At 50.0% G+C, this 23,300-nt stretch carries 18 protein-coding genes; 13 read left to right on the top strand and 5 right to left on the bottom strand.

The features are described 5' to 3' along the window. From ACNQKP_RS14875 to ACNQKP_RS14825, 11 genes are all read left to right on the top strand, one after another. The gene (locus ACNQKP_RS14875; protein ID WP_417865601.1) at positions 1-558 is read left to right on the top strand and encodes a hypothetical protein; all 558 of its coding nucleotides are present in this window, start codon (positions 1-3) and stop codon (positions 556-558) included. A gap of 18 nt (positions 559-576) precedes the next feature. After that, positions 577-2,817: a cation:proton antiporter gene (locus ACNQKP_RS14870; protein WP_417865599.1), complete on the top strand. Its 2,241-nt coding sequence runs from the start codon at positions 577-579 to the stop codon at positions 2,815-2,817. 59 nt (positions 2,818-2,876) lie between these two features. Next, the gene (locus tag ACNQKP_RS14865; RefSeq protein ID WP_417865597.1) at positions 2,877-4,046 is read left to right on the top strand and encodes a patatin-like phospholipase family protein; all 1,170 of its coding nucleotides are present in this window, start codon (positions 2,877-2,879) and stop codon (positions 4,044-4,046) included. A gap of 19 nt (positions 4,047-4,065) precedes the next feature. Further along, positions 4,066-4,575, top strand: coding sequence for a gamma carbonic anhydrase family protein (locus tag ACNQKP_RS14860; RefSeq protein ID WP_015091174.1), 510 nt, complete (start codon positions 4,066-4,068; stop codon positions 4,573-4,575). Between the two features lie 77 nt (positions 4,576-4,652). Next, positions 4,653-6,116, top strand: coding sequence for an IMP dehydrogenase (gene guaB / locus ACNQKP_RS14855; RefSeq protein ID WP_011164528.1), 1,464 nt, complete (start codon positions 4,653-4,655; stop codon positions 6,114-6,116). A gap of 2 nt (positions 6,117-6,118) precedes the next feature. Further along, positions 6,119-7,639: a glutamine-hydrolyzing GMP synthase gene (gene guaA, locus ACNQKP_RS14850; RefSeq protein ID WP_417865594.1), complete on the top strand. Its 1,521-nt coding sequence runs from the start codon at positions 6,119-6,121 to the stop codon at positions 7,637-7,639. Between the two features lie 138 nt (positions 7,640-7,777). Beyond that, positions 7,778-8,746: a hypothetical protein gene (locus ACNQKP_RS14845; protein ID WP_417865592.1), complete on the top strand. Its 969-nt coding sequence runs from the start codon at positions 7,778-7,780 to the stop codon at positions 8,744-8,746. A gap of 72 nt (positions 8,747-8,818) precedes the next feature. Next, positions 8,819-12,358 carry a DNA polymerase III subunit alpha gene (gene dnaE, locus ACNQKP_RS14840; RefSeq protein WP_417865590.1) on the top strand — a complete coding sequence of 1,180 codons (3,540 nt, stop codon included), beginning with the start codon at positions 8,819-8,821 and terminating at the stop codon, positions 12,356-12,358. Between the two features lie 2 nt (positions 12,359-12,360). Further along, positions 12,361-13,533: a hypothetical protein gene (locus ACNQKP_RS14835; RefSeq protein WP_417865588.1), complete on the top strand. Its 1,173-nt coding sequence runs from the start codon at positions 12,361-12,363 to the stop codon at positions 13,531-13,533. A gap of 13 nt (positions 13,534-13,546) precedes the next feature. Beyond that, a complete protein-coding gene (locus ACNQKP_RS14830) occupies positions 13,547-14,476 on the top strand; it encodes a hypothetical protein (protein WP_417865586.1) in 930 nt (309 codons plus the stop codon). Positions 14,477-14,705: 229 nt separating this feature from the next. Next, positions 14,706-16,370, top strand: a complete 1,665-nt coding sequence (locus ACNQKP_RS14825; RefSeq protein ID WP_417865584.1) for a substrate-binding domain-containing protein — start codon at positions 14,706-14,708, stop codon at positions 16,368-16,370. Here the strand turns inward: ACNQKP_RS14825 and ACNQKP_RS14820 are convergent. From ACNQKP_RS14820 to ACNQKP_RS14805, 4 genes are all read right to left on the bottom strand, one after another. Beyond that, on the bottom strand, positions 16,367-17,377 hold the full coding sequence (locus tag ACNQKP_RS14820; RefSeq protein WP_417865582.1) for an LLM class flavin-dependent oxidoreductase: 1,011 nt from the start codon (positions 17,375-17,377) through the stop codon (positions 16,367-16,369). The two genes, ACNQKP_RS14825 and ACNQKP_RS14820, sit on opposite strands and share 4 nt — an antisense overlap. A 104-nt stretch (positions 17,378-17,481) precedes the next feature. Further along, the gene (locus tag ACNQKP_RS14815; RefSeq protein WP_417865580.1) at positions 17,482-17,880 is read right to left on the bottom strand and encodes a hypothetical protein; all 399 of its coding nucleotides are present in this window, start codon (positions 17,878-17,880) and stop codon (positions 17,482-17,484) included. Then, positions 17,880-19,778: a DUF4105 domain-containing protein gene (locus tag ACNQKP_RS14810; RefSeq protein WP_417865578.1), complete on the bottom strand. Its 1,899-nt coding sequence runs from the start codon at positions 19,776-19,778 to the stop codon at positions 17,880-17,882. The genes ACNQKP_RS14815 and ACNQKP_RS14810 overlap by 1 nt, the downstream gene beginning before the upstream one ends. A 203-nt stretch (positions 19,779-19,981) precedes the next feature. Continuing rightward, positions 19,982-20,536, bottom strand: coding sequence for a TetR/AcrR family transcriptional regulator (locus tag ACNQKP_RS14805; protein ID WP_417865576.1), 555 nt, complete (start codon positions 20,534-20,536; stop codon positions 19,982-19,984). 125 nt (positions 20,537-20,661) lie between these two features. On the opposite strand from ACNQKP_RS14805, the gene ACNQKP_RS14800 reads away from it, so the two are divergent. Continuing rightward, complete coding sequence (locus tag ACNQKP_RS14800; RefSeq protein ID WP_417865574.1) at positions 20,662-21,945, top strand: acetyl-CoA C-acetyltransferase; 1,284 nt, start codon at positions 20,662-20,664, stop codon at positions 21,943-21,945. A 124-nt stretch (positions 21,946-22,069) separates the two neighbouring features. Next, complete coding sequence (locus ACNQKP_RS14795; protein WP_417865572.1) at positions 22,070-22,465, top strand: hypothetical protein; 396 nt, start codon at positions 22,070-22,072, stop codon at positions 22,463-22,465. A gap of 2 nt (positions 22,466-22,467) precedes the next feature. On the opposite strand, the gene ACNQKP_RS14790 is transcribed toward ACNQKP_RS14795, so the two are convergent. Continuing rightward, positions 22,468-23,268: a M48 family metallopeptidase gene (locus ACNQKP_RS14790; protein ID WP_417865570.1), complete on the bottom strand. Its 801-nt coding sequence runs from the start codon at positions 23,266-23,268 to the stop codon at positions 22,468-22,470. Positions 23,269-23,300 lie beyond the last annotated feature (32 nt).

The raw sequence follows: 23,300 nt of genomic DNA, 5'->3' as shown, positions 1-23,300 counted from the left end.
ATGAAAGACATCCAGAATTTCAACCCACTTAAAGCACAAATCGTGTTTTCAAATGAATCCCGCGAAGAGGAGTCTTTTCACCAGAAAGAACTGGTGCAACTGTTCCCTTATGGATTGTCGGTGACCACCGATGCGACGCGGCCGTTTTTGCTTTTTAAAGACGAGGCTCATCAATACACGCTGCCGGTGGCCGTCAGTGCCATTGATGCAGGTGTGGCGATGTCTCAAAGCAATAAAATGATTCTGGAGTCTTCTCCGCACAAGTTCACGGCGTTGATGCTGGAATCTTTGGGAATCGAAATAAAACAGGCGGTTTTTGTAGAAATTAAAGGCGCTCATCAATATCTGCGTCTTTATATCAGCGGTCATCCGCAGACGAATTCTTTAAAATTGCGTGCAGATGAAGCGATGTCTCTGTGCCTTTATCTGGGTGTGCCTCTCTTTGCGACAAAGAGTTTCATCGGGCGTTCTCGAGTGATGAATGCTGAAGTCGAGGGCGGCGCGCAAAATATCCAAAATTTTGGTCTAATGGACAAAGGATCTGGATATTTGAACTAGTTTTTGTAACTATGAGGCATGCATCATCTACCTCATTTGATTACGGATCTTGGTTTTATTTTAATGATCGCAGCGCTTTCCACGCTGCTTTTCAAAAAACTCGGTCAGCCTCAAGTTCTGGGATATCTGATTGCAGGTTTCCTGGTCAGTCCTCACGTTCCTTTCTTGCCCACAGTGACAGATCAGGCGAACATTCAGGTCTGGTCCGAGATCGGCGTGATCTTCCTGCTTTTCAGTCTGGGGTTGGAATTCAGCTTTAAGAAATTATTCAAGGTCGGTGGCTCTGCCAGTTTTACTGCGGTCTTCGAAGTAGTTTTTATGGTGGCCCTGGGTTACCTGGTCGGCCGTCTGTTGGGCTGGAACAACATTGACAGTCTTTTCTTCGGGGGAATTCTTTCCATTTCTTCGACCACCATCATTGTTCGTGCCTTCCAGGAACTGGGAATGAAAGGCAAAAAGTTCGTTGAACTTGTCTTTGGTATTCTGGTGGTTGAGGATATCGTGGCGATTCTGCTGTTGGTGCTGCTGACGGCGATTGCCAGCTCCGACACGTTCTCTACCGCGGAACTGGCATTCTCGGGTCTTCGTCTTTTGTTCTATATCGCACTTTGGTTTGTGGTCGGGATCTTCCTGATTCCAATCTTCCTGCGAAAAATCCGCAATCTTCTGGAAGACGAAACACTGCTTCTGGTGTCCATTGGTCTTTGCTTTATGATGGTTATGATTGCGGCCGGGGTGGGGTTCTCTCCGGCATTGGGGGCCTTCGTGATGGGTTCACTTCTGGCTGAAACGCCGGAAGGTCACAAGATGGAACACGTGCTGCAGCCGGTGAAAAATCTTTTTGCCGCGATCTTCTTCGTGTCTGTCGGTATGATGATTGACCCCAAGGTTCTGATTGAACGCTGGGATCTGGTGATTTTGGTCACTCTCGTAACGATCGTCGGTAAATTTATCAGCACCTTCCTGGGGGCGATTTTGTCCGGCCAGGGACGCAAACAGTCCTTCCAGTCCGGCATGAGTCTGGCGCAAATCGGAGAGTTTTCATTCATCATCGCAGCCCTGGGGGTCAGTCTGAAAGTCACCAGTGATTTCCTGTATCCGCTGGCGATTGCCGTTTCTGCCGTGACCACGTTCACCACGCCGTACCTGATCAAGGTCGCGGATCCGTTTTATCGCTGGGTGGAATCCAAGCTGCCAGAAGGTGTGAAGCGCAATCTGGATCAGTATCAGGCTTCCTTCAATCAGGCGGGTGAAAAAAAAGCGGGCGCCCTGATCATGAAAACCTACGGGATGAAGATTCTTTTGAACACCGTGATGGTTGTGGCTATCATGGCTGCGTTTAAAGCCGTGGTGAATGCTGAAATTCAAAAATATCTGCAGGAAAGCCCGTGGGCGAGCGGTATTTCTTTATTTGTCTGTCTGGCACTTTCAGCCCCGTTCTTCTGGGGTATTGTGATGAGTGGTCCTTCCTTGCGCGCTCAGCGTGAAGTGGAAGAGCTGCAAAAGCTGCGCGGTTTGCAGGCGGGTTTATTTGTCGGCCGTTTGGTGCTGGCGGTGGTTTTGCTTGGTGCTTTGATCAGTCAGTTTGCGACCTTGAAAGTGGCCTCCGGCGTGATTGTGGCCGTGGTTGGTGTGGCGGCCCTGGCCGGCCAGTTGTGGGTGCGTCATCTGTACCAGTTTATTGAAAAGAACTTCCAAAAAAATCTGACCGAAAAAGAGCGCAAAGAGCTGGTCAGCAGTTCTGTGGCAAAAAACTTCCTGCCATGGGAAACAACACTTGGGAACTACGACATTGCATCCGAGTGCTCGCTGGTGGGTCGCACTTTGCGGGATCTTTCATTTAAAGAAAACTACGGCGTGACTGTCGCGGCTGTCTTCCGCGGAGCCAAACGTTACTTTGCTCCGGATGGCGAGTTTGTTTTGTGGCCTCACGACAAGCTGATTTGTTTCGGCAGTGAAGAAGAGCTGCAAAGCTTCCACACCTTCCTCGAGGGGGAAAAGGCTGCTCAGGTGCCAGAACCGGAAGCGACCACTCGACAGGATGATTATAAACTGTCTTCATTTGTGGTGTCTGAAGAGTCTAAATTCAAAGACAAAACCATCCGTGAAAGCGGCATCCGTGAATCTTATCACGGCATGGTTGTGGGTATTGAACGTGGTCCTCAAAGAATTTTGGGCCCACGTGCCAGCTTTACCTTGCGCGAGCACGACTTGGTCTGGGTTGTGTCTGATAAAAAGCAAAGTCAGGTGACAGTTTAGTTCGACTTCTTTACCTCTGCATTAGTCAAAGTTAGCATAAATACTCGGGGAGGGTTTTTATGCCAACTCTGGGTCTTGTTCTTTCCGGGGGCGGCGCCCGTGGGGCTTATCAAGCCGGTGTGCTTGCGGCAATCGCGCATATCTGTTCCCGCCATCAATTGGATGATCCCTTTCAGGTTTATTCCGGTGTCAGTGCCGGGGCCATCAATGTGGCTCTGCTGGCGGGCAATCCTGCATCATTTGTTCAAAGCAGTAAAAACCTGGTGAATCTGTGGTCTAAGATCGACAGCGACAATGTCTTCTATGCGGATCTCATGGCGTTGTCCCGGGGTGGACTTCAGTGGATGACCGAGTTTTCTTTGGGTGGGGGCAGAAAAGATTCCGGCCTGCGTTCTCTTCTTTCCACGCATCCTTTGCATAATTATATTCTGGGGAAGTGTCAGTTCACTGAGATTCAAAAGAAAATCAATGCCGGTATCTTGCGGGCGGTATCGGTATCGGCATTGGAGTATGACAGTGTTTCAACCGTTAGTTTTTTTCAGGGTGTTCCCGAGTTGAAAACCTGGGAGCGAGGCATGCATCGAAGTGAAAAAGTGACTCTTTCCGTCGAGCATATCATGGCCTCATCGGCGATTCCCATGTTGTTTCCTCCAGTGAAGGTGCAGGATCGTTACTACGGCGATGGCTGCATTCGCAATCAGTCCCCTTGCGGACCTGCGATTTATCTTGGCGCCAATCGCCTGTTGGCCGTCGGGGTTCGCCGTCGTCAGGACACATTTTACAGCTATCATCACGCCAGTGGCGGAGAGATGCCCACCGTCGCCAGGGTTGCCAATGTGCTGATGAATGCGGTTATGATGGACGGTCTTGAGTCTGATATCCAGCGCATTCAGCAAATCAATGAAGGGTTGAAGGGGCTTAGCAATGAAGAGCGTCGTCGTTCGAACTGGCACGAACTTGAAACACTGTGGATCTCACCCTCCGTGGATTTTTCGGATCTGGCTAAGAAAAAGGGCAGCGAACTTCCGCGTATTATTCGCTATCTGCTGCGGGGGCCGGGGTCCATTGATGAATCTGCTGAATTACTGAGTTACCTGATGTTCACGCCCTCTTATTGCCGTCAGCTGATTGATATTGGCTTTTCAGATGGCATGAAAGAACAGGATAGAATTTCTGAGTTCTTTGATCGGGCGCAGGAAAAGGTTGATTCCTTCAGAGCGAAACTTTAGCCTAGAACAGAGGTGTTCTATGAGCAACGAGTTTGTAAATGCACGCGGCATGTCTCCGGTGATTGGTGAAAAGGTTTTTGTGGCGGATAACGCCCGTATTATCAGCAATGTGGAAATTGGTGATAATTCCTCGATCTGGTACAACGTGGTGATCCGTGGTGACGTGATGCCGATTCGTATTGGCAAAGAGGTCAATGTTCAGGATGGAGCCGTTATTCATGGCACTTATGGAAAATGGGGCACAACGCTCCATGACCGCGTGACCATTGGACATTTGGTGATGTTGCATGGCTGTGAAATCGGTCGCGGTACACTGGTGGGCATGGGTTCGATCATCATGGACGGGTGCAAAGTCGGCGAGCATTGTTTGATTGGTGCCGGCACTTTGATCACGGAAGGCACTGAAATTCCGCCCCGCAGTCTGGTTGTGGGACGGCCCGGAAAAGTAAAACGGGCGCTGACGGATGAAGAGGTCGCGCTGCTTGAAAAGTCCGCTGACAACTATCTTTTGTACAAGACCTGGTACTGATAAATCACCCTTGTTTTGCTTGAACTCAAAGGGATTTCCGCTCAGAATAACAAAAACCTGCCTCTAGGAGCTTTGTTATGGATCGTGAAGTCCCTTACGCACTGACGTTTGACGATATTCTTCTTCTTCCCCAATACTCTGAAATCACTCCCACGGATGTTGTACCTCGTTCTGTATTTGCCCGTGGTAAATATCTGAACACGCCGATCATTTCCGCGGCGATGGACACGGTGACTGAAAACCGCGTTGCGCGGGTCATGGCTCAACATGGTGGTTTGGGGATCATTCATAAAAATATGGATATCGACAAACAGGCCCTGGAAGTTGAAAAGGTAAAAAAATATGAAAGCGGCATGATCATGGATCCCATCACTCTGGGGCCGGATCATCTGGTGGAAGAAGCTGTGGCCCTGATGGAAAAATATTCCATCAGCGGTGTTCCGGTCACAGTCAATGGTGAGCTGGTGGGAATTCTGACCAATCGCGATCTGCGCTTTGAGGAAAACTTCAATCAGCCGATTCGCAATCTGATGACCAAAGAAAATCTGGTCACTGCGAAAATGGGCACAACTTTGGATGAAGCAAAAAAGATTCTGCAAAAACACCGCATTGAAAAGCTGCCGGTGGTGGATTCCAAAGGAAAACTAAAAGGTCTGATCACGATCAAGGATATTGAAAAGGCTAAAAATTATCCTCAAGCCACCAAGGACGAACATGGTCGTCTGTTTGTCGGGGCTGCGGTGGGCGTGGGGCCTGATTCCCGTGACCGCGTGGAGGCGTTGGTGGCGGCGGATGTCGACGTTCTTTGTGTCGACACAGCCCATGGTCACTCTAAAAACGTGATCGAGATGGTGAAGTATATTTCCCAGAAACATAAAGATGTGATTGTTGTGGCTGGAAACGTCGTGACAGCTGATGGCACACAAGCCTTGCTGGACGCCGGTGCTGAAGTTGTCAAAGTTGGTGTGGGACCTGGAAGTATTTGCACCACGCGTGTGGTGGCCGGTGTTGGGATGCCGCAGATTTCTGCGGTGATGGAATGTGCGAAGGTTGCGCGTTCCCGCGGTAAAACAATTATTGCTGACGGCGGTATTAAATTCTCTGGTGACATCACCAAGGCGCTGGCTTTGGGTGCAAATTCCGTGATGATCGGAAATCTGCTGGCGGGGGCTGAAGAATCACCGGGCGAAACAATCTTGTTCCAGGGCCGTACTTATAAAGTCTATCGCGGGATGGGCAGTCTGGGAGCGATGTCCAAAGGTTCCAAAGACCGCTATGGCCAAATGGACGTCGAAGAAAATGACAAGCTTGTTCCAGAGGGCATCGAAGGCAAGGTCGCTTACAAAGGATCTGCTTCCGGAGTCATTCATCAATTGATCGGTGGCTTGAAATCCGGAATGGGTTATGTCGGCGCCCGCAATATAGATGAGCTGCAGAGCAAGGCGAAGTTCGTGCAGATTTCCGCCATGGGTCTTCGTGAATCCCACGTGCATGATGTCAGCATCACCAAAGAAGCACCTAACTATCGAATTGAGTCATAATTATGCGTGGTTTTGTCATTCTTGATTTTGGTTCCCAGTTCACACAATTGATTGCCCGTCGTCTGCGTGAGATGGGTTTTTATTCAGAAATTCATTCCTTCGAATATCCCACGGAAGAAATCCGTAAGAAAAATCCTTACGGCATCATCTTAAGCGGCGGTCCGAATTCAGTTTATGAAGCCGGTTCACCGCAAAGAAATGTGGCTGAACTTCGTAACATAAGTCCTGTGATGGGTGTTTGTTATGGAATGCAGCTTTTGACTCATCAGCTGGGCGGCAAAGTGACACGCGCTGAACATCGTGAGTATGGCCTGAATTATGTAACATGGTCCAGTCCGATCCAGGGTGTTCCTGAAAGACAAAAAGTCTGGATGAGTCACGGCGACGTGGTTGAAAAAGCCCCCGAGGGTTTTAAAATTATCGCAAATTCCGACGGCCATCATCCCGCAGCCATGCAGGGTCCTGGCGTTTTGGCGGTGCAGTTCCATCCCGAGGTGGCGCACACCGATCATGGAATGGATCTGTTGAAATATTTCGCGCAAGGCATGTGTAAAGCTCCGGCGGACTGGGATGCTCCTCACATCAAGGATATTTTGATCAAGGAAGCGCAAGACAAAGTCGGACCTACGGATCATGTTCTGGTGGGTTTAAGTGGCGGCGTTGATTCCACGGTGGTGGCGACTCTGCTGACCAAGGCTTTGGGTGCTGAGCGTGTTCACTGCGTGTTTGTTGATAACGGTCTGTTGCGCAAAAACGAGTATGAAGCTGTGCTTGAGTCTTATCATCGCATTGGGCTGAATTTGCGCGGTGTGGATGCTTCTGAAGAATTTCTTTCAGCCCTTCAGGGCAAGTCTGATCCTGAGGACAAGCGTAAAACCATCGGACGTGTGTTTATTGAAGTCTTTGATAAAAGCTATGATCACAAACTTCCGATCAAATGGCTGGCGCAAGGAACACTTTATCCGGATGTGATTGAAAGTGTGTCGTCAGTGGGTGGCAGCGTGACGATCAAGTCGCACCACAATGTGGGTGGTCTGCCGGAAAAAATGAAATTGGGTCTGGTGGAGCCAGTTCGCGAATTGTTCAAAGATGAAGTGCGCGCACTGGGGGCACAGCTTGGACTTCCAAAAGAAATGCTGTGGCGTCATCCGTTCCCGGGGCCGGGCTTGGCAATTCGTGTGTTGGGTGAAGTGACGAAAGAAAAACTGCAAATTCTTAAAGAAGCGGATGATATTTATATTTCAGAGCTTCGTCGTCGCGGTCTTTATGAAAAAATCTGGCAGGCGTTCTGTGTTTTGCTTCCGGTAAAAACCGTGGGCGTGCAGGGGGACTCCAGAACTTACGATCACGTTCTGGCTTTGCGTGCAGTCACCTCCAGTGACGGCATGACCGCAGACTGGTATCCTTTCGAATTCCAGTTCCTGCGTGAGGTCTCCAATCTGATCACCAACAAGGTCAAAGGCGTCAACCGCGTCGTCTACGACGTCACCAGCAAACCCCCCGGCACCATCGAGTGGGAATAACCAAAAGGTACCTGCTTACTTTTTCCGAAGCGCTGTGCTAGATGCGCTGCTTCGGAAAAAGTAAGCAGGTACCTTTTTTGTTTGTCATGATTTTTGTGTAACTCCTGATTGGGGGTTGGTTTTGTTAGCCTTCTTTGGATGAAAACAAAACACATCCATAAAATTTCCAAGGGTATTACTTTACTTATTGTTCTTTCCTGTATGGCGGCGCTTGCGGCGGCGGGGCAGATTCTTTATGAAAGCTCTGGCATTTCCAGTTTTAAATTGAAGCAGGCCGAAGACGGCAGTCGTGTGATTCAGCGCACTTCTCAAGACTATCAGACTTATCGCTCTTATTCGGAAGTGGATGGGGATCAGCTGTATCTGATTGGCAGCGCAAAAAACACCGAGGAATATTTGAATGCGGAAGGTATTTCCGGAAGCATTTCCTGGAGTGTTCGTAAAGGCGAGCGTCTGGAGCGGGTTTTGTGGGGTAAAACAGAAGCGGCCACCGAGTTGAATGTGCATGATAGTTATCCTGTGCTGGTTTCAGGCTTGGGAGGTTGTTGTGCCGAGATGACGGGGTATCGGTTGTTCAATCTTGAAGATGGACGCCTGCTGATGTCCTTCAATGATTTCAAGTATCGCCAGAAAGTGACTCAGCCCTTTTCGTTGGAGGTTCCTAACTCGGATCTGGCCATTCGTTACATCGGTTTGCTTTCTCAAGACAGCACCCGAGATCGTGACTTTGTGGCGCCAGCTCCTGGGAAAAGTGCGGTTTTGTTGATCAAGTACGCCAACGAAATGCTTCGTCAAAAGTTGCAGGTGGACATGGAAGTGGCAGATGGGTATGCGGCCAGTGTTTTGGATGTAAAACTTGAGAAAGACCCGGCAGCTCCGAACAGTGACAAAATCGAATTCCGCGACGATCAGGCGACACTTTGGAATATCGATGGGTCGACCCTTCCGGCGCAGGTTTCTGGAGTTATTCTCACAGTCACGATTGATGCGGGTCTGGGGTCAAAAACCATCAAAATTCCCGTTAAAAACGACAGATTGGATCTGGGGTCTGCTCAAATTCCGGGCGGAGTTTCCATTCAGCCGTTGGTGCAACTTGGGGTCTTTTAACGCACTGAGAGAAGTGTGACCTAAACACCCCCTTTTATTGAAACAAAAAGGGGGCTAAGATATGAAATTGTCATGTCTTTTGTTCATCTACACGTCCACTCAGAATATTCCCTTTTGGAAGCCGCTTGCCGGGTTAAAGCCATTGCTAAAAAAGCAGCGGCCATGCAGATGCCCGCGGTGGCCCTTACTGACAACGGCAACATGTTCGGTGCTGTTGAGTTCTTCTTTGCCTGCAAGGACAACAACGTAAAACCAATTCTGGGGTTGGATGCGTACATCGCGCCAGGGTCTCGTCTTGAAAAAAAGCAGGATCGTGATCAGGTCAACACCGGGCCACGCCGCTTGGTGTTTCTGGCGCAGAACAATGATGGCTATCGCAATCTGTGTAAACTTTCTTCCATCGGCTACCAAGAGGGCTTTTACTGGAAGCCTCGTATCGATTACGAAGTTATTCAGCAGTACAACGAAAATCTGATCTGTTTGACCGGCGGCTTGCGCGGTGAAGTTGCAGAGTCCTTCCTGCGTGAAGGTCCGGATGCGGCGTTGGCAAAAATTCGCCAGCTGAAAGAAATCTTCAACGATCGTCTGTATCTTGAAATGTGCCGAACCGGTGTTGCGGAATGGGATCGCCTGAATCCATTCCTGCTGGAAGCTTCCAAGATCACCGGAGTTCCTGTTGTGGCGTCCAATGACGTGCACTACATGACTCAGGATGATCAGATGGCTCAGGAAGTTTTGATCTGTATCGGGTCGAATAAAACTTTGAGCGATGAATCCCGTTTCCGTCTGGGCACTGATGAATTTTATTTAAAAAAGCCAGAGCAGATGACCGAGCTTTTTGCCGATGTGCCGGAAGCAATCGCGAACACTCTGCAAATCGCTGAACGCTGCGATGTTAAATTTAAACTGAAAGATGATCAGGGAAAACCGATCTATCACCTTCCAACTTTCCCGACAGACGATGGTTTGTCGCTGAAGGAAGACATTGCCCGCAAAGCCAAAGCAGGCCTTCTGGTACGCTTCGAAGAGGCCGCCGCGCGTGGCGAGATGGTGCCGGAAGATAAAATTCCCGAGTACGACAAGCGCCTGGAATACGAACTGGGCATTATCGATCGCATGGGCTTTAACGGTTACTTCCTGATCGTCCAGGACTTCATCAACTGGGCAAAGGTGAATGACATTCCGGTGGGGCCGGGGCGGGGTTCCGGTGCCGGTTCCCTGGTCGCTTATGTTCTGCGAATCACGGATCTGGATCCGCTTCCTAATTTCCTTCTGTTTGAACGTTTCCTGAATCCTGAACGTATTTCCATGCCCGACTTCGATATCGACTTCTGTCAGGATCGTCGCCAGGAAGTCATTCAGTATGTAACCCGCAAGTATGGTCAGGAGTCTGTTTCCCAGATCATCACTTACGGTAAGTTGCAGGCCCGTGCCGCCATCAAGGACGTGGGCCGTGTCTTGGGTATGACCTTCCCGGAAGTCGATGCCGTGACAAAATTGATTCCGGAAAAACTTGGCATCAATCTTAAAGAGGCCATGGAAATGGAACCTCGTATTGGCGAGATGATGGAGATGAATCCAACAGTGAACACACTGATGGATCTTGCTCAGCGCGTGGAGGGGATGGTTCGCCATGCGGGTATCCACGCCGCCGGGGTTATCATCGCCGATGGTCAGCTGGTTCGTCATGCTCCGCTTTACAAGGGCGCTGACGGCGAACAGGTCGTTCAGTACGACATGAAGCACGCCGAAAAAATCGGTCTGATCAAGTTCGACTTCCTGGGTCTGAAGACCCTGACTCACATCAATCACGCTTTGAAGCTGATTCTGAAAAACCGTGGCAAAAAAATCCAGTCGCAGATGATTCCGATGACGGATGCCGCGACCTTCGAAATGATGTCCCGCGGGGATACCGCCGGGGTGTTCCAGTTCGAGGGTGAGGGCATCACCGATGCCACTCGTAAAATTCGTCCATCTTCGTTTGCCGATGTCACTGCGATCACGTCGTTGTACCGACCGGGTCCAATGGCGAACATTCCGGACTTTACCGATCGTAAGCACGGAAAAGCACCGGTGGAATACCTTCTGGAAGACACCCGTGAAGTCCTGTCCGAGACCTACGGGATCATGGTCTATCAGGAACAGGTTATGGGTATCGCCTCTCGCATCGCCGGATACTCTCTGGGTGAAGCCGATATGCTTCGTCGTGCGATGGGTAAGAAGATCAAAGAGGAAATGGATCAGCACCGCGAACGCTTCATGAAAGGGGCGATTGAGCGCGGGCATGACAAACAACGTTCATCAGATCTGTTTGATCTGATGTACAAGTTCGCCGATTACGGTTTCAATAAATCCCACGCCGCCGCGTACTCGGTCGTCACCATTCAGACGGCCTGGCTGAAATGTCATTATCCGGCTGAATTCTTCGCCGCTCTTCTCAGTACCGAGCTTTCGGATACGGAAAAGATCGTAAAATACTCCAAGGATGCCACCAAGCGTGGTCTGACCGTGCGTTCGCCAAGCGTGAACTTCTCTGATTATCTGTTTGATGTTCATGGTGATGAAATTTACTTCGGCCTGGGGGCGATCAAGGGCGTGGGGCAAAATGCGGTCGAGGCGATTATCGAGGCCCGCAGCAGTCTGCCGGACAAAAAGTTCACCACGCTGGATGAATTCTTTAATTCCATCGACACCCGTCGTGTGAATAAAAAAGTGATCGAGTGTCTGATCAAAGCCGGGGCCTTTGATGGTTTCGGCGCGCACCGTGCGCAGCTGGTTGCCGGTTATCAGAAGTATCTGGATCGCGCCATTGGTCTGCAAAAAGACCGTGAAATGGGGCAGTCTTCGTTGTTTGACCTGGGGCCATCGACGGAAACCAAAGTGACTTTGGAAGACGTAAAACCTTGGGCGCGCACGGCTTCATTGACTTACGAAAAAGAAGTTCTGGGCTTTTACCTGAGTGATCACCCATTGAAGGGTTTTGACACGCTTTCTGAGCTTTGGACAACGTGCAAGGTGATTGATCTGCCGGCGCAGATGCCAGCTCCGGGCAGCCCGGAAGCGGAAGCCTTGAAAGCTGCCAAAAAAGACTGGAAGAACCGCGATGCGGGTAAAAAACGTGTCGTCGTGGCGGGACTAATCACTGAGCTTCGCGAGCTGATCACGAAAAAAGGAACCCGCATGGCGTTCGGCAAGGTCGAGGACCTGACGGGCAGCTGTGAGCTTGTGATCTTCCCGGATTCTTATGCTCGATTTGAAGCCCAGCTTCGCGATGAAAGACCGGTCCTGGTCGGGGGTGGTCTGGAAGTGGAGGATGGTTCGGCCAAGATCATGGTTGATACCGTATCTCCCTTGGAAGATATCCTAAAAAAAACCAAGCGAATGGTACTAAGATTGGATAAGATTAATCCTGATGATTACCCACGCCTGCAGTCGTTGATGAGGGACTATCCGGGAACAACCTCGGTCAGTCTGGAAATTGAACTGGGTGAGCTGAACCGCCGTGTCCTGATGGAGATGGAGGAAGCTCAGGGAATCAGTGTGAATAACGAATTCTTTGAAGGTGTTCATTCCCTGTTTGGAAGAACAGACTTTATCGAGTTGAGGAGCTAGGAATGCGTTTAGTAAGTGTGGTTGCAGCAGCATTGATGATCTTCGTAAGTGGCACCGCCCTGGCCCAGCAGGCAGAACTGGTGGATCGCACCTATTCCGGTGTGTCCAAAGAAACCAACCCGCAGGTGGCAAAAAGAGTCATTCAGGATGAAGCGGCTCAAAAAGTCTCTGAAGAAATCATTCAGGAACTGATTGGTAACGACCGCTTCCTGAAAAACAAAACCCTGATTCAGAATAAAATCATCCGAAATTCCGCACGCTACATTCCGTTTACGAAACCTTCTGCGCTGACTCAAAGTGCGGATGAATTCAAAATGTCCGTGGCGATGAAGGTGTCTTTGAAGGATCTGAAGCAGATGCTTCAGGACAGTTCTCTTTTGAATGAAAACGAAGCGGTGCCGGTGGTGCTTCCGCTGGTCAGCTGGCAGGACCGTGTTGAAGGTCGCAGCTATCGCTGGTGGTTGCCGCTGGATAAAAATCCACAAGGCTTCCTGGTGAAGGAAGGCCGTCTGCTGGAAGAGGCCCTGCGTGGCGCTTTCCAGAAAAATAATTTTTATCTGATCAAGCCGATTGAAGCAGGCTTGGCAGCCAGTGTTCCGGCGGACTTCCAGAATGAAAAAGTTGGTGGCGAAGACGCTCAGTTCTTTGCTCAGTATTTCAATGCTCCAGTGGTGGTTGACGGGCAAGTGAACCTGACCAAAGGGGAGCGCAATAACTTCCGAATTGAAATCAAAATGACGGCTTTGCAGGTCAGCAACGGCCGTGCTATTGCCGATGTGTCCCGTCGTTTTGATACGGACGGTGGTTCTTTTGAAAATGCCATTGACAAGAAACTGCGTGAGGTTCTGGAAGGCACAGCCAATGATCTGGCGGTGCAGGTGATGGATGCATGGCAAAGAGGTTCTGTCGGGACTTCCGTGATTCGTCTGACCATTCAGGGGCGTCAGCCTTTGCCGGTTCTTGAGGGTGTGAAGGAAAAAATCCGCTCGCAGTTGACTCAGGTGAAAAATATCCGCGAGCGTCTGGTCAGTGCTGACAGCGTCAGCTTTGAGGTTGACACGTCGGTGCCGGCATCTGAGCTGGTGGGTAAGCTTGAAACTTTGGATCTGGACGGGAAAAAGCTTTCCCGTGTGTCTGAAGGACAAAATGAGATCGTTTTGAAGTGGGCTCAGTAGGAAAGGACTCCTGGTGAAAAAGTTATTCTGTCTGGCAATTGTTTTCTGTGTGACTGCGTGTGCAACTTTGGATCGCAGTGCAAATCCAACCACCCGCCGGGAAATCAAGGATGTGAATTATGAGGCGCGCAAGGATGATTCTGCTCCTCGCAAGCGCATGATGGTTCTGCCGTTCCTGGATGCGGGTGACAAACGTCCGCAGGAACTGCGTGATCAGGCTCGTGCTGCCTTTATTGCGGATTTGAATCGCACAGGCGAAGTGATTGCTTTGGACAGCCGTGAGTTGAAAGTGGATCTGGCCAAGATGGTTGAAAATGGTCAATACAAGCTGCCGGAAGTTGCCAAGGCAGCTCAGGCCCTGGGTGTGAACACCGTTCTTGAAGGCAAGATCATCGACATTCGTATCAAACGCAAAGCTGACAACGTGGGCGTGGTTCGTCATTTGACCACGGCATTTGAAGTGGTGGCGCAGGTTCGTGTTGTCACGGGTCGCGCGGGCCGCGAGGTGTTTAACACGGTAAAAACTGTCACGGTTGAAGAGCAGGGTGTGCGTGTTGCAGAACGTGTTGAAACGGACAAGTTCCTGGCGAACAACCCGGATATGATCACAGTGTTGGTAAAAGATGCCTTCCTGGATTTCACTCCGCAAGTCCTGGCGTCTTTGGATAAAGTCACCTGGGAGGGTCGCATTGCTGCGATCAATGGCGACAGAATCTATCTGAATGTCGGCAGAGTGTCTGGGTTGCAGGTCGGTGATCTTTTGAAAGTCACTGAAGATGGAGATGATGTGTATGATCCCGAAAGTGGTGGTCATATTGGTCGTGTTCCGGGCAGACTCAAAGGAACACTCGAGGTGATTAGTTACTTCGGTAACGATGGATCTATTGCCGTCATACACTCGGGATCTGGATTTAGAGAGAATGATCGCATTGAGCTGTACTAACCTTGTGGATAGTTGCGGAACATCAGTGTTTCGTGTCTCGATATAAACATACCTTGTTTTCTTTTATTAACAGCTGGCAATTCTAAATTGCTTGTTTGGAGCCCATAACCGCATCAGATATACTCGCTGTGTGGGCACAAATACGTTTTGTTTTTTTATCAGCGCATTTCTTTTATCTTTTTCTTCACACGCATCAACGACGTGGAATGTTCCTGCTTTATACTGGAGCATGAAGATTGAAGGCCAGGTCGCCATGCGAAAGGGCTTTGAAGAGGAGATTGAGAAATTCAACAAATCCAATTCTGATAAAATCAAAGTGATTCCTTATGTGGCTGGTGAAGGCCGCAAAGGCATCTTGAATCAAACAACCCAACTGGATGATGCTCTTAAAAAAGATCCGAATGTGATTGTGATTCAGCCCACAGACAACTCGGCTTTGGCGCGTGGTCTGCAGGAGGCCAACACCAAGGGTATTCCGGTGATTGCCTATGATCAGTATATTGTGAATGGAAATCTGGCGTCATTCCTTACCAGTGATAACTATCAGGGGGGGCGCGACAATGGCGACTATATCGAAAAAACTTTTGAAAAAGGAAGCACGATCCGTATCGTGGTCTTTGAGTATCCGCAAGTGTCTTCCACGATGGATCGCGTGGATGGATTCTTTGATGCTCTTCGTGAGCACAATCGCAATTTCAAAGTGTTGAAGCGCTATCAGGCGGTCGATCCCGCTTCGGGCGAATTGGCGGTAAAGCAGTTTCTGAAGGATTTTCCGGAAAAAGGCAGTGTTGATCTGATTCTGACCGTGAATGACGGCGGAGGGATCACAATTGTGAAAACCCTTTGGGAGAAAAAACGCACCGAGATTCGTCATGCCACGTTTGACGGTGATCCGGAGTCGGTTGAAAATATCAAAAACAATAGACTGACGATCATTGATTCCGCCCAGTTTTGTGCAGAACTTGGTCGCGAGACGGCGCGAAACCTGATTGCGTATCTGAAAAAAGAGAAAGTTCCATCCAAGAAACTTGTTCCAACCTTCCCTGTGACTGCCCAGTCGGTGAAAGATTATCCGGGGTGGATGGGGCGTCCTTCATCGAAGTATGTCACGGTGACGCCGGAGAAAACGCCCGTGCCTGTAAAAACGAAATCAATTCCCACCTCTTCTTCCAATCGTCTGATTGTAAAGATCGGGGTGGCTCCATTATGCCCTTACCTTTGCGAAAAAGGTCCTGGTGTGTGGGGTGGATATATCTATGATATTCTGAAAGACATCGCCCAAAAGCAGGGCTTTATCCTGCAGATGGAAAGCATTGCCAACACCCGTTTGGTGTCCAATCTTCTGTCGCGCAAGGTGAACTACATCATCGTGCCCTCTTATATGGTTCGCTATCTGCCGAATATCCGTATTGTGGGCCCTGATCTGGGGATGAGTTACCTGGGCGCGCTGGTGCCTTTGAATTATAAAGACTCCCTGATTGACAGTGAATCCATTGCTTCCAAGAAAATCGTCTATGCCGATGTGGGAAGCGAAGGCAGTGCAGAGGTTTTTTCCACTTCCGGAGGTTCCCGTGTGATCAAGCTGACGGGTTCAGATGTGGCTGATCGCATGATCAAGATGATCAATGATCGTCGCGTGGATCTGGCATTGGGCGATTATAATTTGCTCAGTTATTCGATGGGTCGCAAAGTGGGCGTGAATCTGAAATTGGTGCCGACTTCATTGACTGGTTTTAGTTCTTTGGTTTTGGTCAGTGTGCCGAAAGAGCCCGAGTTTGGCTCTGTTCCTCAGCACCTGCAGAACTGGTTCCTGCAGGCACGTCAGAGCGGTGAATTGGAAAGTATTCTGAATAAATACAATCTGAAAGACTGGCACCTGATGTCTCAGGACTAGCTTTTCCAGACTTCGGCGGTCAGTTCAAAAGAGCGCAGACGATCGGCGTGATCGTACATATCAGACAGAATCATCACTTCATCAGCACCGGTACGCTGGATAAATCTTTCCAGCCCCGCTTTGACCTCGTGTTTGTCGCCGATGATGGCATTGCTCAATTTGCTTAAAACAATTTCTTTTTCACCCGGGCGCCAGATTTGCTCCATGCTGCTTACGGGTGGCAGCAGATTCACGCGCTGATTGCGGATGATTCCCAGAAAACGCAGATACAAGGTTGTGGCCAGTCGCTGGGCTTGCTCGGTGGTGTCAGCGGCAACGACCTGCAGGCCCACCATCACATAAGGTTTCTTCAAGTATCGCGAAGCCTGGAATCCTGAGCGGTAAATATGAATCGCCTCTTCCATTTGTTCCGGCGCAAAGTGCCCGGCAAAGGAATAAGGAAGCCCCATGACTGCCGCAAGTTGCGCGCTATAAAGACTGGATCCCAGCAACCACACCGGGACTTCTGTTCCCATGGCTGGAATCGCGCGCACGCGTTCATGCCCGTGGCTTTTTGCAAAGTATCCGATCAGCTCGCGCACATTTTCAGGGAAGTCATTTTCATTTCCCTGCATATCGCGCCGTAAAGCATGCATGGTCAGGCGATCTGTGCCCGGAGCTCGTCCCAACCCAAGATCAATGCGACCAGGATACAAATGCGCCAGCGTGCCGAATTGTTCGGCGATCACCAAGGGCGCGTGATTCGGCAGCATGACGCCGCCAGATCCCACGCGGATGGTTTTGGTTCCACCCGCCACATAGCCAATCAGCACCGAAGTCGCAGAACTGGCAATACCATCAAGATTGTGATGTTCGGCCAGCCAATAACGGTTGTAGCCCCATTTTTCTGTGTGCTGGGCCAGATCCAGAGTGTTGTGAAATGAGTCTGCAACGGATTTACCGTCGATGATGGGCGCAAGGTCCAGGACAGAGAGCTGAATTTCAGAAAGCTTTTTAGTATCAGACATAGGCACATTATAGTCCTGTCTGTCCGAAACAACAACTCGTATCCGCAATAAAAAAGGGACTGATTTCTCAGCCCCTTTTTCGTGGTCCGAAGTAAAAACCTGAATTACAGGCTTTCAGATCTTCTCATAACCAAATAAGCCACTTCCTGATCGGAAAGCTCAGCGGAAGCTTCCACTTGCGCACGCGCCAGGAAATCACGCTCATAGTTCATGGCCTGCGCCAATGCCGGAGTCGGCTCGCCGCCTTCAGCAAGGAAGGTTGCAGCGTCCTGATCTGCGTGCAGATAAACTGCCTGAGAATGGTTGGCCGTGATGTCGCTCAGGAATAGAGCTGATGTGGAAAGCAGCAAGCCTGCCAATACACCATCACCGAAGTCGCTGTTACCATGGTGACCACCGTGGCCACGGCCGTGCTCTGGGCGCGGTCTGTGGTGAGGACGAGCCATTGCGGATTCCATGCCGATACCCATGATCAACAAAGAGATCAGTACTAGTTTTTTCATTAAAACCTCCTGCGGTTTGTTAGTAGTTCTAGGTTCTGTTTAATTCCAACAAGTTCCTGGTCAATGCCCGGGAACTTTTTCATAACCAAATCTTTGTAAGCTCCGCCCCATTTGATGCCTTCTTGCAGGCGCAAAGCGACTTCTTCATCAGAAACCACTTCTGCCGCCACAGGCACACCATAACCGCCTTGGGCCAATTTCCAAGGCAGACGGTTTTGTGAAGCCTGATTGATGCCGGCAATCACCTGCACGAATGCGGATTCGCGGTTGTCACCTTGAAGCAGGCGGGCGATCAGTTTTCCTTGCAGACCTTGTTGCACCAAATTGGCGTACTTTTCCAGAATGTAGGCATTGCCAATATCTTCGAAGGTCTCTAGCGTCTCGTACACTTTTGCACGCTCTGAAGCTTTGGAGTGTTCCGCCCACTCGGGCAAGTCACGATAGCCCAGGAAGTACGGGCGCATGTGATTAAAGGCCTTATCCAGGGATTCTTTCTGGCTTGGGAAAAAGTAGCCTTTGCGTTTGGCGTCTTTTTCATCTTTCAAAAGACCTTCATCCACCAGGCTGTGCAGTTTCAAATTGCGATAAACACCCAGTGGACTTGCCGCAAAGGTGTCCTGATAAGCATGACTTTTCGGCAAAGCCGAGCGCATCAACTGATCGGTTTCCGAAGCACAGTTGTTGGACAGGAATTTATAGTCGCCCGCATAGCTCCAATAGTGCTCAAGAGCGCTTTCCACCAGAATTTTCTTTTCGGTCGCAGAAATCTTCAGTGGCAGACTGATCAGATCGCGCCACTGGCCACGAGTGTATTCATCAATGACCTCACTCATGGCGAAGGTCATGATCTGTGAGGGATACTTTCCAGTCAGACCATCCCAGTAATTCACGATCACGTCATCAATATTGGCGCGATAGCTCAGCACCACATGGAAAGCCACGTCTGCCAGACATTCCGGGCCCACGGTTTTGCGGGTCGGGGCGCACACCACCAGGCGCAGCATTGAATGCCCCCAGCGGCTCATCATCTCTTCACCTTTGCTGGCAAAAAGGAAATGCACTTCGTAGACTTTGGCAGGGTCGATGTCGATCTTCCATGCACCGGTGCTGGTGTACAGATGGGTGACGGGGGCACAGTTTTCGGCAGCAAACGGAACAAATCCGGTCAGGCTTTGGAAGTAAGTGTGGAATGAAGGTTTACGGCACTGATAGCTGGGATCAGTCAAAAACTGAGTGAAGTTGTAAGCGAAGTGTTCGTCCGGCGAATCCAGTTCGTTGATATTTCCCACGCGCACAGGCAGTTCGTTTTTGCTGTGAATGCGGTTCCCCTTAAAGTCAGAAAGATTCTTGTAAGACGGGGATCCGGAAACGCGATAAGAGCTTTTCAGATAGTACTGGCAGATCGGAAATAGATTTCCATTTTGACGATCGGTTTCATGCTGAAATTCGCAACTGGACAGGGCGGCCTTATCAGCGGCATTGTCCCAGTGTTTGTCAGAGCGGTCATACAGGCGGGAAATCTCAAAGATCAAGGCGCGGGCCGCGATGTTTTGAATGCTGTCGCCTGGACAAGGGGATTTGGCTCCCTTGAGATAAGGCAAAAGACCTCTGTGCAGATAAATGCGCTTGCGGAATTTTAGAATGCTGCTCTTAACCAGATCTTTATAGTTCACATCTTTGCTGCACAAGTTGCCCGGCAGCGCACCCATGTCTTTAAAAGCAACTGTCTGTGGACCCACGAACTTGATCACTTGGGGAGGCAGGCGCATTTCCGTTTTTGAAAGGAATTCCCGGATCAGTGTCGTATTGACCTCGGAGTCAGCGCTTAATGACGCGGCATTCGCGCTGATTGTCGCGAAAAACAGAAGGCCCAGAGCTGTAATAGATCTGTATTTCATATGAATACCATTCCTTAAAGCCCTCTGATGTGGGGCTGGTCGCACAATGACTCCAAAAAACACAAGCAGTGTCATTAGAGCAAAGTGAGTGCCAAAGGGTGGTAACAAAAAATTTGTAAATTATGGAATTACTAAGAGGAAATGATGGAACGACAGTGAAGCAGAGCGTAGAGATTGTGAGTCCTACGGACTGCTCAGAGGAATTATGATTTTAGATTTTGAATAAGCGTCTTGCCCAAGATTTTGAAACTCTTCATTTCGCCGCGAATGCGCGCCACTTGCAAGCCCCCTTGAATACTGGCTTGAATCAGATCAGCGGTTTCTTCCACGGGCAGATTTTTTCGGAATGTTTTTTCCTGAATACCCTGTTTGATTGTGCGAACCAGCCAGGCTTTTTGTCCCAGATGAAATTGCAGCAGCTTTTTCTTCATTGGATTTGAAACGCTGCCATAGTCGGCACACAAAACTCCACCGGGACAGATCTTGTGATCGGCACCGATTTTGACAAACATCCGGATCAATTGTTCCATTTTTTCTTCAGCAGGGAGATGCTCTCTTTTCAGGGCCCAGTCGGCATAGGATTTTTGGTATTCCTCAATCAGTGCCATGCCCAAGTCTTCTTTTGAGGCGAAATAATAATGCAGACTGGCTTTGCGGATACCCAGAGCGTCAGCAACTGTTTGAAAGCTGAAGCCGTTAAAACCAAGGGTTTGCAGATAATGGCGTCCCAGGTCCAGGGCGCGGGTTCTAGTGTCCATACTCTAATCCTTTTCAGTCCTTGCATTCAAGGACCGACAGGGATATTATCTACCTATCAGTAGGTAGGTATCAAGCAGAATAACTGCAGGTAACCAGAATAGGTACCAGAACAGGACAGGTAGATATGAACAACCGTAAAACCATGAGACCCGTCGCCATCCTGGCCGGCTCCAGAACTCCGTTCACCAAATCCTTCACGAATTATTCCCGCACCTCCAACCGTGAGCTGATGACAGCCACTGTGCGTGATTTGGTCGACAAGACCCAGCTGCGCGGGGCTTTGCTGGGGGATGTGTCCTTGGGGGCGGTGATGAAAAATGCCTCGGACTGGAACCTGGCCCGTGAAACTGTTCTGGGTGCAGGACTTGATCCGCACACGCCGGGTTATGACGTACAACGCGCGTGCGGGACGGGTCTGGAGACCGTGGCGCAAATCGCGTTGAAGATCGCCTCGGGCCAGATCGAAAGCGGTATCGGTGGCGGGACTGACACCAACAGTGATATCGCCGGCGTTTTGCCTCATGAATTTTCCTGGATCATGATGGAGGCCCAAAAAGAAAAAACACTGGGCGGGCGTCTGAAAAAGTTCGCGGAACTAAAGCTTCAATATCTGAAACCACGCTTCCCGAATGTGCAGGAACCGCGCACCGGTAAATCCATGGGTGATCACACCGAGATGATGGTTAAAGACTGGATGATCACACGCGAAGCGCAGGATGAGCTGGCTTACCACAGTCATCAGAATGCGGCGAAGGCTTATGCTGAAGGCTTCTATAAGGATCTGGTTTTTGATTTCAAAGGTCTGAAACAGGACATCTTTGTTCGTCCGGACACGACCATGGAAAAGCTGGCAAAGCTGAAGCCGGCTTTTGATTTCAATGGCACGGGCACACTCACCGCCGGTAACAGCACTCCGCTGACGGATGGTGCTTCCGCAGTGTTGTTGGGCAGCGAGGAATTTGCCAAAGAGAAAAATCTTCCGGTGCTGGCGTACTTTGTCGATGCCGATTATGCGGCCGTGGACTTTGTTAAAGGCGAAGGTCTTTTGATGGCGCCGACTCGCGCGGTGGCGAATTTGCTTCGCCGTAACAACCTGACGCTGCAGGATTTTGATTTCTATGAAATTCACGAAGCTTTCGCAGGCCAGGTGCTGTGCACTTTGAAAGCCTGGGAAGATGAAGAATACTGCCGTACACAACTGGGTTGGGACAAGGCTTTGGGATCCATTGATCGTTCCAAAATGAACGTCAAAGGCGGAAGCCTGGCTTTGGGACATCCTTTTGCTGCAACTGGCGGTCGAATCGTAGCCAGTCTGGCGAAAATGCTGGCACAAAAAGGTTCCGGCCGTGGTTTGATCTCCATCTGTACCGCTGGTGGTATGGGTGTGGCTGCGATCATTGAAAGATAGTAATTGTTTCTCTTCCGGGCAGGACCTCCCACTGCCCGGACGACCTTTATTAAAATCTCCTAACTCGATCTTTCATAAAGCTTTGTCTATATTCCCTGGCCTTCACACAATGCAGGAGAAATATATGATGAATCTGTCCCTTTTTATTCTGATCAGTTTACTTTCCGCCGCCGCGTTTGCAGACACCACGATGATTTGTCGTATGGGTGATATCGCCGATATGGATATTCGTGTGGAATCTCTTGAGGGACGGAAAGAGCGTTTGACTGTGACGGTGTATTCAATGGATGGCGAAAGCAAAACATCCTACACGAATTCATCATTTGATAATTCTTCTTTAAGTCAGTCGTTGGCAGCAGGGCATTTGGATGCGTTGGTGTCTGTCAGTGATCTGCAAGACACCTTCGGTGGTGCTTATCTGGAGGCGGGTCGTCTGCTGATGAAACATAACAAGTCAGAGGACCGTTATGATGTTCAGTTCGCGGCAAAGGACGTAATCTTTACCGCGTCTTGCAAGTAGGACTATTTGATGGTTGCGCCCAGGCCGTATTTGCTGGGTGACTGGGCGTAGGCGGCTTCGGCTTCCGGCAGCCAGCTTTTCAGATTGTTTTTACGAGTCTGATCAGATGGGTGCGTGGAAATAAATTCGGGTGGAGCCGCCCCCTGTTTTGCGGCATTCATACGATCCCACAAAACCAAAGATTCTTTTGGATCATATCCGGCCTTGGCCATATAGATCTGACCTTTTTTATCTGCGGATGTTTCATCACCACGGCTGAATTTTCTTTCCAGGAATGTCAGGGCAAAGCCTGCGGCCACGCCACCCAGGGCGCTCCATTTGCGGCACTCATCGGTTTTACACAACAACTGACCGCCGACGACGGTGGCGCCCGCAATCAGGATGCCGGCATAACTTTGTTGTTTGGCGCGGATATAACCTTCCATCCCGTGGCGCAAAGTCGCGTGAGCCACTTCATGCCCCATCACGGCAGCCAGGGCGCCTTCGGTTTTTAGCACGGGCATGATGCCGGTATAAACCGCCATCTTACCACCGGGCATGCACCAGGCATTCACTTCCGGGCTGTCGATCAGGATGACTTCCCATTGAAAGTTTTCGCCAGAGGCTTTCGCGATACGATCGGCCACACGTTGAACCATCGCGGTCCATTCTTTGTTGGTGGAGATTTTGGATTTGGTTTTGATTTCAGCGTAAGCTTTTGCTGCTTCGGCGTTGATGTCGGCTTCGTTCACTTTCGGAGCCAGAGTGGAGCAGCTGATAAGCATGGATGTCATTAGCAGGGCGATGAGTCTCATTGTTTTCATGAAACTAAGATAGCGCAGAAAACTTGCAAAAA

The sequence above is a fragment of the Bdellovibrio bacteriovorus genome (assembly GCF_048286975.1).
Lineage (GTDB): Bacteria > Bdellovibrionota > Bdellovibrionia > Bdellovibrionales > Bdellovibrionaceae > Bdellovibrio > Bdellovibrio bacteriovorus_H.
Note: the sequence above shows the minus strand (reverse complement) of the source record. Positions and strands in the feature narration are given on the sequence as shown.

Bases quoted from the DNA above. Each gene is read 5' to 3' on its own strand.
- ACNQKP_RS14835 (WP_417865588.1), top strand. From the start codon at position 12,361: ATGCGTTTAGTAAGTGTGGTTGCAGCAGCATTGATGATCTTCGTAAGT.
- ACNQKP_RS14865 (WP_417865597.1), top strand. From the start codon at position 2,877: ATGCCAACTCTGGGTCTTGTTCTTTCCGGGGGCGGCGCCCGTGGGGCT.
- ACNQKP_RS14815 (WP_417865580.1), bottom strand. From the start codon at position 17,880: ATGAAAAAACTAGTACTGATCTCTTTGTTGATCATGGGTATCGGCATG.
- guaB (WP_011164528.1), top strand. From the start codon at position 4,653: ATGGATCGTGAAGTCCCTTACGCACTGACGTTTGACGATATTCTTCTT.
- ACNQKP_RS14860 (WP_015091174.1), top strand. From the start codon at position 4,066: ATGAGCAACGAGTTTGTAAATGCACGCGGCATGTCTCCGGTGATTGGT.
- ACNQKP_RS14870 (WP_417865599.1), top strand. From the start codon at position 577: ATGCATCATCTACCTCATTTGATTACGGATCTTGGTTTTATTTTAATG.
- dnaE (WP_417865590.1), top strand. From the start codon at position 8,819: ATGTCTTTTGTTCATCTACACGTCCACTCAGAATATTCCCTTTTGGAA.
- ACNQKP_RS14810 (WP_417865578.1), bottom strand. From the start codon at position 19,778: ATGAAATACAGATCTATTACAGCTCTGGGCCTTCTGTTTTTCGCGACA.
- ACNQKP_RS14845 (WP_417865592.1), top strand. From the start codon at position 7,778: ATGAAAACAAAACACATCCATAAAATTTCCAAGGGTATTACTTTACTT.
- guaA (WP_417865594.1), top strand. From the start codon at position 6,119: ATGCGTGGTTTTGTCATTCTTGATTTTGGTTCCCAGTTCACACAATTG.
- ACNQKP_RS14790 (WP_417865570.1), bottom strand. From the start codon at position 23,268: ATGAAAACAATGAGACTCATCGCCCTGCTAATGACATCCATGCTTATC.
- ACNQKP_RS14795 (WP_417865572.1), top strand. From the start codon at position 22,070: ATGATGAATCTGTCCCTTTTTATTCTGATCAGTTTACTTTCCGCCGCC.
- ACNQKP_RS14805 (WP_417865576.1), bottom strand. From the start codon at position 20,536: ATGGACACTAGAACCCGCGCCCTGGACCTGGGACGCCATTATCTGCAA.
- ACNQKP_RS14820 (WP_417865582.1), bottom strand. From the start codon at position 17,377: ATGTCTGATACTAAAAAGCTTTCTGAAATTCAGCTCTCTGTCCTGGAC.
- ACNQKP_RS14825 (WP_417865584.1), top strand. From the start codon at position 14,706: ATGAAGATTGAAGGCCAGGTCGCCATGCGAAAGGGCTTTGAAGAGGAG.
- ACNQKP_RS14800 (WP_417865574.1), top strand. From the start codon at position 20,662: ATGAACAACCGTAAAACCATGAGACCCGTCGCCATCCTGGCCGGCTCC.
- ACNQKP_RS14875 (WP_417865601.1), top strand. From the start codon at position 1: ATGAAAGACATCCAGAATTTCAACCCACTTAAAGCACAAATCGTGTTT.